We start from the raw sequence: 9,767 nt of genomic DNA, 5'->3' as shown, positions 1-9,767 counted from the left end.
TCACTGAGAGGTTGCTTTACTCTTCTTGCCATCTTTGATTCTCCAATCCCTTGCTTAGAAGTTTAACTACTCTCCAAACAAAGGAAAATTGTTAAATCGGACAAGACACAAAATTGCTTACATACTCGTTATTCTCGGATGCTTATTGTCTAAAAGCTATATCTGTATTTTGCCTGAAGGACTTGATCTACTCTGCCATAATCGCCGGAGCCTAATCCATAGTTCAGTCCAAAACTATGATTTCCTCGGGCCACTTCAGCTCCTAACTTAGCTGAGTACATAGCATTGTTGGCAACTTTGGAATCGAAAACATCCGTGACGGAACCTCCTTCTACGGCAAACTTGTTCGTTGCCTTTTGGCTTCCAAATGTCGGCAAAATTTGGACATCGATATAGGGAGTAAATCACTGAATGCACAATAGGTTATATCATTCTCAGAAATTGGAAGGGATCTCTATAAAAATGGGTGCAAAATTTCTATCGTGGTAGCTCAATCAAAATATCAATAAAACGGATAGGAGCCTTAGTAAGAAATCTGCAGTAGACAAGGCTCTTTTGAGTCTCATCTACTGCAACGATAGATCCTGGGATCAAGCTTCGTTTAGAGGTTTATGAAAAATCAGAACTGGAAACGATATTTAACTTGGACTGTTTGATCTACGCGTCCCATGTTTCCTGCTCCAACTCCGTAGTTGACTCCTAAAGCATGCTTGCCCTTCGAGGCTTCGATTCCAAGTTTTCCGCGGAACATTGCGTTATTAGCAATTCGGACATCAAAAGAATCGAGAGTACCGGTTTCTTGCAGACCGACCTTGTTTTTAACTTTTCTATCCCCGAAAGTTGGAGCAACAGTAACGTCCATGAAGGGTTTTACCTTGACGCCTCCTTGTGTGCTTAAGTTCGCGTTTAATGCTGCACCAATGGGAACAGAAACAAGATTGACGTTATCCGCCTTGTAAGTCATTCCTCCTGCATTGAAACTGTTGAGTTTCAAATGGGTGTAACGTACGCCCACATGAGGTGTGACCGTCACCGCTTCATTTAACGCCAGAGGTTTTTCTGCAAGAAGACTTAAACTGAATGAGGTGACGTCCGGTTTTCCTTTGTACCCGTTCTGTTTGATTTCATTTTTGGTTTGAAGAAAGCCGAGAGTACCAACAAAGTTTGCGTATTGGGCCGGCACGACACCGTAGAGATTGAGACCATAATAGGAAATATCGTTCTTTATTCCGGAGGCCGCACCCTGACCTCTGACAGAGCCTTTGCCAAAACTTCCTGCCAGGCCTAAGGTATAACCGTTTTCAAATGAATAGTCGCCTCCTAAGGTCACGCCGCCTAAGTCGCTCTTATATCCAAAGGTTTCAGTTCCTGCCTTGTAACGGTTTGCTTTGCTGAACATCCCGTTTACATCTATCCAGAGATCGGCTCCGGAAGGTTGGTGCGAATAAGCGGCGAGGGTTGAGCCATGGAGATTCAGAGAATCTTGAATAAAGTCCGAAGTTGTCAGAGCAGCAGTCTGAGCTCCTGAACCAACTCCCATTAAGGCAATTGAGTTAAGTGCTTTTTCGGCTTCCTGATCGCTAAGATTGTTCAGTGAATTTAGAATCTCATTAACACGATCAGCACCGAGTCCTTTTTTGCCTTCAGCTACTGCAAGAACTGTGTTTGGAATTAAAACATTCGAGATTGGGTTCAAGTTTGCTTCGGTGGCAACAACAAACTCTCCGTTCTCATCTAAGGAAATCTTCTTGAGATCAATAACTCGATTGGATGCCTTGATGACAGTTCCTTCGTCAATAGACATGCCACCAAAGCCAGCAGCTAAGTGAATATTCTTGCCAGTTTGCGCATTATTAACTAACAAGAACCGTGGAACCGGCTTCTGTTTTAAATGTCATAGCCCTTTGTCCGTTGACCATCGGCTTGTCATTAGAACCATCGATAATTAATGCGCTGTTTTTCTTTACTACCACTCCATTTTCCGGTCGGATAGTTGCAGCGTTATTTTCTGCAGTTCCATCAATTAGCAGAGAATTAGTCACGGTCACGGGTTTCGCAATGTAAGCGGCAGCTTTAATATCGTTGGAACTTAAAGAATGACCTCCGCGTTCAATAGCTGTTAACGCCATTTGAGGATCCTGGCTTCCGAGAGTTAAAGCAGAGTTCTGTCCTACCACAATCTTGGAATTAATTTCTGAAGGATTTTCAATGGCTACAAGGCTCGGCGCCTCATCCCAGTTAGGATCGAGATAAAGCATACCACCTCTTAATTCTGCTGAAGAAGCAACAAGAGTTCCTTTAAGAACTTCTAGGCGTGAACCGTCAGTAAGACCTAGGCTGTCTGAGTAAACTTCTCCTTTGCCCGTCAGTTTTAACACACCTTGTTTTCCTGCGTCCTTGATGTTTAGCTCATCGAGTTCTACTTTAGAGCCAGCAGAGACACTCAGCTCATTAAATTCAGAGAAGGATCCGGCAAATTTGCCATTAAATCTATTTTCTTCATCACCAAAAGCAAGGGTTGAAGTATTTTCTACATTGCTTCCGTCGATATGGCCCTTAAATCCGATATCGGACAGGAAAGTTACTTTTGCATTGCCTTGGACTTTTGCAGAAGCGGCTTCTGTTCCGTTCTGAACTACGCCCCCAGCATAAATATTCCCTGAGATGGAACCTCCTGCGATAACGATGTTGCTGTCTCCAGAAACGTCTGCTACAGCAGTCGGGCCGGAAGCGAGTCCGCCTCCGACTACATCCTTAATCGAACCTCCCGCGACCAAGACGTAGGTATCTCCATCGACCAAAGCTTTCGATGCCATTTCTGCATTAGAAGTCTCCGCAAAGCCACCGCCAATGACAGTTTCAGAGATCTTGCCTCCAGAGATGACAACTCGAGTTTCTCCTTGAACATTGCTGACAGGTGCATCATCGTTAATTTCTCCAGTGATTGGCTTTTCCATATAGAAAGTAGAATATCCGCCGCCCACTGCAACATAAGCCTCACCTCCGGAAATAATGGCACTAGATGTGCCAAGAACGTAAGATTCTCGTTTCCCTTGTTCAGTCGTGTAGTAGCTATAATCTGTCAGGCTGCCGCCAATAACGAGAAGGCTTTCTGCATTTCCCCCGTTTTTTAACACCGCCGTGGAACTTCCTTCAGAGAAATGATGCCCATTTAGCTCAAAGGTTCCTGAGTCATCCAGTTTGCCTATGACACTGCTTCCGAACCAGTTAGAGTTATTCCCTCCAACTAGAAAACCGTCTATATTTCCTCCATCTACTTCTATAAAGCTGTTTCCTACCGCTAGCGTGCTATTTTGGTCTCGCTTTACAGTCCCGCTGATAATTCCTCCTCCAAAAGCTTCCGCAAGAGAGGTATTTTCTCCTTCAATACGAACATTCGTAAATCCGACGTAGGAAAGGGAGTTCTTATTTCCGTAGGATTGCATTGCCCCAAATACTTGAGACCCGGGATTGTGAGTAACCGTACCGTCCAGATTCTCAATATCTTTTCCAGCAACATTGCTGACTAAAACATTTGACGAAGCTACTAACATGGTTGACTTGGTGGTAGCTTCCATTCTTCCGGCCCCAAAAACGCGTCCGCTGTATCTATTGGTCCCGGAAGTCCATCCATCTAGGGCCGAATTTTTTACGATGGAAACAGCATTTCCTGATTCAAATTGAGTGTTGTCAGTTTCATAAATAAAGCCGGCACCCAAAACATCTGCTAGAAGAATAGAGTCGTGGACTTCAATTTGAGTATCTCCATCGCGATAGTTACCTTGTGACTTAATGTTTGAACCAGCATAGAGTTGGGATTTTTTAACCCCATTTTTTGTATCTATAAAGCCTGCAAACACGTTTCTAATTAAAACTGAAGAACTTGCAGTAACGGTAGAATTCAGTCCTCCTCCAAATGCATTCAAATAGACCATTTGGTTTCCGCTGCCGGCCAAAGCGTCGTTAGCATTTTTATTACCAACAAAGTTCTTCGAACTTCCATCAATTACAAGCTTGGTTTGTTCTGTCTGGGCGTTGCCCCCGTTTAAAGCCGCGCTACCGGCATATATGGATTTGCGGACAGAATCTCCTTTAGCGTTGTAGAAATTTAAGTTGCCTCCGGTAAGAACCAGTTCGACATATCCGGCAGAAGCAGAAGAATCTTTCCCGTCAGCAACACTCCCTCCATAAATTGTTTCCACATTCGTAAAATCACCGTTTGAAATTACGGTAGAAATTTTGTTGTCGCTAACAGTTAGAGGCTTGTCATTGTTACCATAGTTTTCGGCATAGCTCCCCCCAATGAACTTTCCGTTAAAAATACCTGAATCGATAATATTTGTGATGGAATCAGAGCTGGATGATGAGGAAGCTGGACCTCCTCCAGGATGCCCTGTGGCCTTAATGTAATTTCCGCCTATGAAGGCTTTCTTAACGAGGGTTCCTTCGTGGAGGGTAGTTTTAAGCGTGCCGGACTCAAAAACAACTAGGTTAGCGTTGGAAGCTTTACTTCCTCCAATAATATAGTCGGCCTCTGTGTTGTTGACTGTCGTATCAGCAGTACCTAAAACAAGAAGAACTTCTTTTTCATTAGCTGGCAACACTCTGGTGTGGAAGCCTCCGATGATTTCATCCAGTGTCACTCCCGAAACAGCCACTTGAGAGGAATTTATCGTGAAGTTAGACTTAGGGGGATCTTGGGTGGTCCACTCCTTCGCACCAACAACTTTAGTAGAAGAGGTAATGTTCGGAGTCTGTTCATTGACGTTGACTGGAGCGCCCTCACCAATAATGTTCCTGCTTGGCGAGTTGGGAATGGCGGTAGGTGAGGCAGCCGCTAGAGAGGATTCTGAAAATTGTGCGTAGGCAGAGCTTGCCGGGCCGTGCCCGAATAAATATTCTGTTCCAATCCATGACCATTCAGATTGAGCAGTTATACTCTGATTAGGAGTGAAGTCTTGGGTAAAAGGTTCTGCTGACAACTCCCCCCCCCTCCTAAACAGGCGCTGCAAGCTAGGGTAAGTAAACTTAGTTTTCTTTGGACTGAGAAAGTCTGTAGTGTTTTCATTTTTTCCTCGTGCCTCAGCTTTTCTATTCTCTTGTTATGTTTTCAAATGAAGCTCTGCGTCTTCTTATTGAATGAAAAATTGTTTAGTTTTCGGCGCTGTTCCATCCTCGGTCAGGAGTTCTTATTAAGAGCAGTTGAACTTTCTGGAGATCGAAAGAAATGTAGAAAAGTCGCAAAAAACTGGTTGAAAAATTCTTGTTTGGAGTTAATTTCTAAATCAAAGAATTAACTTGAAAGTCGACGCGGCAACTTGGAGAAGCCAGCCATTCATTTCCTTTAGACAGGAATGCATAAAAGAAGAGTCTTTTGCTGGTCTTCCTGCAACGTTCCACGGCTTTGGATGTCAAGAGATACATCGACATCAGGCGTTGTGCCCTGTTGTCAAGCCGATGGAGAAGAGATGCGGTTCTCTGTGAATAAGATAAACAAACAGAAAGCTTCTTCATGGGTGATATAGGTTCCTTTTATCACGTGGTTTCAGCTTTTCTCTGTATATCTTTTAATTATTTTTTTCATTTTATCTCAGAGTAAAGTTTATCATCAAATGGGTTTACCCCTGCTTTTGGATTTCTTAAAGATGCGCTAATTATTCATTTGGTGCTTAGTTCTGTGTTTTTATGGACCCCTTTCCTCTCTGGCTTTCAATAGGGCGATGCAAGAAGGGAAGAGCCAAGGTTTTGGCCTGTTGTCAATGGAGAGGCCTTTAAGAAGAGAAGGAACTCCAAAGATTTTTCTGATTCTTTCCGGAAATTTTTCTTATTTGTGTATTTTTTGCAACAGGCGTTGTTCATAGATTAATGATAGACAAGGCCTAGATGCATAAAAATTTTAATTATCAATGGGTTATTGCATATTCTTTGTTTAGTTTCTAAGAATTTTATTTAGTTTCTAAGAATTTTGTTTGGATGGGTAAGGGAAAAACCGAGATGGAAAAGAAGCACATATAGAGAGAGTTGTAATAGACTGCTCGAAACGAGGGATACATAGGTATGAAAAAAATTACATCAAAAACATCTGTTTACCCCCCCCCACCGTTGGGGTAGCGGAGTCCAAAAAAATTTCGGATTAACTCTTACAGCAAAAAGTTTTTTACGACTGAATCTGTCTCGATTTGGCTTCAACAGCTCGCAGATACTTCCAAATAGTTCTATTTGTCCTTGTTTCAGCTATTGCCAAAAGGCCATGGCTAGATATTTTCGTGCGGCTTCTCAGTTCGCATTTCCATTCTTCGCAGAGAAGGATTTAACTACGAAATTATTTTCCTCACGGCAAAAGATTTACCAATTGGTTTATCGGTTGCTTACTACACGTTTACTAACTCGTTATCAATTAGGTGCAGTATTGTCAAGCGGCAACTCTGAAGATCCCATAACCGACAGATTTTATGACCCACTAAGTTGTTCAAAACTGTCTGTTAGTGGATCTTGAGTTGGAGGGGTAGAAAGCCAATTGGTTTCTGCTTCTTGGAGATCTTGAAGAATGAGGCAGTTTGAATCCACTGAACTAATTGCAAAAGCTGAGGCCCCGATGAGAAACAAGTTTTCAAGGAAGGAAAAAATTACATTTGAAGCACAAACGCTCCTCGTATAAGAGGGTAGGGACGCTCAATAAAAGGGATGGCTGCACTTTGAACAGGTTGTTGTATTTGTAGTAGTTAGGCCAAATAATTTTTAATTTATCTCAGCTTTTCTATGTTGGTCGGAGCTTGAAATCTTGCGGTTTCAGGCTCAATTTTTATGTGTTTTTCGCTGCTTATTGGAGGGGTAGCAAGGATGCTTTCTTCTTATAACAGTCACAAAAAACAGAGCCTCCCGGTAATCAGTGGAGACTATGATGTTGTGTAGACCGAACCTTCCCGACTCGATTCTCTCTAATCTTGGCTCTAGAAGAAATGTGTCAGACCGATTGCTTCTTCAAAGGTAGTTGTCTTAACTGCCGGAGAGCTTCCGTAACTTTGTCTTGCATAATTGGCGTTGAATAGGAAGTAAAGATTAGTTCTTTTGCTAAGGGGATAAGCATATCCGAGAGAAGCTCCTGTCATATGACCACGCCTTTCTTGATCAAGTGTCGCTGAACGGGTTTTGCTATATCCGACGGCGGCCATAGCTTGGCCGCCCCCGATGACATATTCAATGCCTCCCAAGACTGCATACCCGTTCAAGTACGCTTGTTGATTCCAAAGAAGGTTGTAGGTGGTTATCCATTTGCTGTTTGCATGCCAAAAAACTTGCGCTCCGGAGTAAATTTCTAATTTGGAGTACTTAACGGATCCGCCGAAAGTTACCGTGTAAGCTCCTTTAGGTTTTATACCGGCTGCATTTTTCGAATATGTCAGATGGTCTGTCCCGAGGTTGAAATCAACCTTTTTATTGTTGTATTGAAATCCAATTGCATAGTATTGGCCGGTGGAACTTTTACCTTCCTCGCCATGCTGGATTCCTGCTTTGTTTGGATCGATGTCTTCCAGTCCGTCAACATCGCGTGAATACTGTAAAAGGAGTCGGGTATTTTGTAACGCAGGTGAACGGTAGGACACTGAGTTGTCTACACGCTGGAAATTGAACATGTAGTTGTAGGAAGTCACGGCAAATTGACCGCAGGAAGTGCCGAACGGCGAATACCACGCGGCTATTGCCATTGGACCGGCGCCGCTAGTGATGGCTCCAATGCGCCCGAAGTAAAGTTCACCGAAAGGTCCTTTGACATTCAAACTGGATTCGCGTCCGAACAGTCGCCCCATCGTTTGCTGTCCGTTATCATCCTTAAATCCGGCATCCAACACAAATCCTACGGAGTAACCGCCTCCTAAGTCCTCGATGCCTCTGACTCCCCATCGTGCCCCGCGATAAACTCCGGAACGCAGCTCAGTTTTATTTTGCACAGTCTTCTTACCGTCGAGGTTCTTTTTTTGATATGTGTGGACCAAGCCGTCGTCGACCACTCCAAACAGCGTGATGTGACTTTTATCTTGAGCATTGGCCGAGGCAAGCAACATCGGTAATAAAGCGGAGATAAGAATAAAAATTTTGGAAGACATGATTCATCCTTTGACGACGCAGTTTTTCAAGAATCTCGATAACTTTGAAGGAAGAAAAACCCGCCTCAGATTCAATGAGTGAACTTTGGGACGGGTTTTGATTGGACTATAGGAAGTGCTTATTTTTCTTTAGCGGCATTTTCACCTGCGATACGGCCTGAGGTGTAAGCGAGGCCTAATCCTGTCCCGGATGTGTAGACTCTGCGGTAGAAAGGACGGTTGGCGGTTTCGCCGCCGGCATAGAGTCCTTTGATGACGGAGCCGTCAGCTCTTAAAACTTGGAACTTGTTGTTGGTTTGAAGGCCGCCGATCGTGCCCATTGTCGACGGAATAACACGGACGGCGTAGTAAGGAGCCTTGTCTACCGGGACCAAGAATTCCGGCTCTTTGTTTAAGAGAGTGTCTTTTTTATCTTTGCAGGCTTGGTTGTACTGTTCCATGGTCGCCCTAAGAGATTGCTGGGAAACTCCCATTGCTTTTGCTAAATCTTCCCATGTATCTGCATGAACCACAATTGCCGGGTCATTGAATTTAGAAAGAAGTTCATTTTTGGCTGGATCTTTACTGTCAAGAATAGCCCAAGCAGCTTTCTGAGCAGCGATGGGATCAACAATGTACGGTAAATCTTCCTTTACGAAACGTTTGCCGTCCTGATTGACGAAAACATCATCTTTGAAGACGTTTTTAGTCTTTAATGTGTCATTTAACTCACGTTTTGTGGAAACGGGACTAATCCCCATGACCCAGCCGTCTTTAAAGCCGGCAGCCCCAATCTTTTGAGCCATAAGAATGCCGTCGCCGGTCGCACCGGGTGTGGCGTTAGAAACATCGGTGTAAGGTGCATAAGAAGGAGCAAACTTTTCTAAGAGGTCCTTGTTTCTGGCAAAACCGCCGGTTCCAAGAACAACGGCTTTTGCACGAATTTCGATCGGTTGTTTGCCTTTAAGAGCCTTGAGACCGACAACATTTCCTTTATCGTCAGTAATAAGTTCTTGAGCTCTAGTACCGGTCATGATTGGCACGCCTTCCCGGTCTAAATAATTCTTAAATGCCTTAATGACAAATCTTCCGCCGGCATGAGAGGAACCGCGGCCTGAGGCAGGAATCGGAGCTTCTGCCGGGGCATGGGCGTAATTCGGACCGCCGTAGCCGAAAGGACGGGGAACTGCGAATTTATGACCGATGTCCTTTTCCATCCAATTGACGGTGGTATTGAATTCTTTTGTCAATTTATTTATACGATCAATATCAGGCATGGATTCATCCCCGCCGGGAAATGAACGGTCTTGATCGGTAAGCCAGATTTTGGCAAATCCTTCGTTGGAGACATCTTTTGTCTCGGCTCTTTTTTGAGGATTTGACTCTCCGGCGGCCAACGCTCCGCCGGATAAAGCTGAGCTCCCGCCGACAAAGGCTAATTTTTCAAGAAGGATAACTTTGGCACCGTGCTGATGGGCGGAAGCAGCAGCTGAAAGTCCCGTGCCTCCGCCTCCGACTACCACAACGTCAGTGTTTATTTTTTCAATATCAGCTGCAGAGGCTACGAAGAGAGGAACTGTCGCCAAGAGAACGGAAACTGTTAATTTCTTTAAGTTCGTCATGATGAATTCTCTATAAGTGTAGGGTTGCGGCCGGAGCGGCAGGTCTCGCTCCGGCCCCCAA

General features: G+C 44.2%; 5 protein-coding genes. All 5 read right to left on the bottom strand.

Annotated features, from left to right (window positions below; all coding sequences use genetic code 11):
- Positions 1–149: 149 nt before the first annotated feature.
- A complete protein-coding gene (locus ADH67_RS12725; protein ID WP_066594230.1) occupies positions 150–377 on the bottom strand; it encodes a hypothetical protein in 228 nt (75 codons plus the stop codon).
- Between the two features lie 242 nt (positions 378–619).
- Positions 620–1,804 carry an autotransporter outer membrane beta-barrel domain-containing protein gene (locus tag ADH67_RS12720; RefSeq protein ID WP_143597752.1) on the bottom strand — a complete coding sequence of 395 codons (1,185 nt, stop codon included), beginning with the start codon at positions 1,802–1,804 and terminating at the stop codon, positions 620–622.
- 49 nt (positions 1,805–1,853) lie between these two features.
- A complete protein-coding gene (locus ADH67_RS12715; protein WP_066594226.1) occupies positions 1,854–4,982 on the bottom strand; it encodes a hypothetical protein in 3,129 nt (1,042 codons plus the stop codon).
- 1,968 nt (positions 4,983–6,950) lie between these two features.
- On the bottom strand, positions 6,951–8,105 hold the full coding sequence (locus tag ADH67_RS12705; protein WP_066594224.1) for a porin: 1,155 nt from the start codon (positions 8,103–8,105) through the stop codon (positions 6,951–6,953).
- A gap of 119 nt (positions 8,106–8,224) precedes the next feature.
- Complete coding sequence (locus tag ADH67_RS12700; protein ID WP_066594223.1) at positions 8,225–9,706, bottom strand: FAD-dependent oxidoreductase; 1,482 nt, start codon at positions 9,704–9,706, stop codon at positions 8,225–8,227.
- Positions 9,707–9,767 lie beyond the last annotated feature (61 nt).

It is taken from the genome of Turicimonas muris, from assembly GCF_002221595.1.
Lineage (GTDB): Bacteria > Pseudomonadota > Gammaproteobacteria > Burkholderiales > Burkholderiaceae_F > Turicimonas > Turicimonas muris.
Note: the sequence above shows the minus strand (reverse complement) of the source record. Positions and strands in the feature narration are given on the sequence as shown.

What these genes read in the sequence shown, in the direction of transcription:
- ADH67_RS12705 (WP_066594224.1), bottom strand. Translation starts at nt 8,105, where the DNA reads ATGTCTTCCAAAATTTTTATTCTTATCTCCGCTTTATTACCGATGTTG.
- ADH67_RS12700 (WP_066594223.1), bottom strand. Translation starts at nt 9,706, where the DNA reads ATGACGAACTTAAAGAAATTAACAGTTTCCGTTCTCTTGGCGACAGTT.
- ADH67_RS12720 (WP_143597752.1), bottom strand. Translation starts at nt 1,804, where the DNA reads ATGTCTATTGACGAAGGAACTGTCATCAAGGCATCCAATCGAGTTATT.